1 pseudogene is annotated in these 486 nt (G+C 68.9%); it reads right to left on the bottom strand.

Features of this window, described 5'->3' with window-relative positions:
• A pseudogene (locus AC1DCP_RS26395) lies at nucleotides 1–434 on the bottom strand (rhodanese-like domain-containing protein); the annotation flags it as partial.
• Nucleotides 435–486: the final 52 nt, after the last annotated feature.

Genomic DNA, 486 nt, shown 5'->3' on the forward strand with positions numbered 1-486 from the left:
GTACGCGCCACCAGTTCCGCGGCTACCGCGCGCGCGAGCACACCATCCGACGAAGTGATCAGGATGACGTGATCTGCCGGAATGTCGGCAATCAGCGCTTCCAGCCGGTCTGGCACAGCGAAATACGCGCCCTCTGCATGGCGCTTCTCGTAGGCGGATCGTCGCTCCACATCGAACAACCTTGCCGTGCCGGACGCCAGCCGTTGCGACGCCTGCTGCGCCGACACCGGCGCGGCAGGCGGTTGCGATATCAGCACGCGCACCGGCTCCGGGCCGGTCACGAGACCCGCATGGGCCTGAGGAGCGTAGACGAAGACCTCGTAGCCGCCTAGCTGCGCCAGCCACGCGGCCGTTGTCAGCGCGCGCACGCCGTCGAAGTCCGCCAGAACAATGCGCGCACGGCGCGTGGCCAGGTACTCGTCGGTCGCCTGCACCAGTTGCCCGCCTGGGGCCCAGCGCCAGCCGGGCAGATGGCCCCCCTCATAC

It is taken from the genome of Agrobacterium sp. 10T429, from assembly GCF_056393925.1.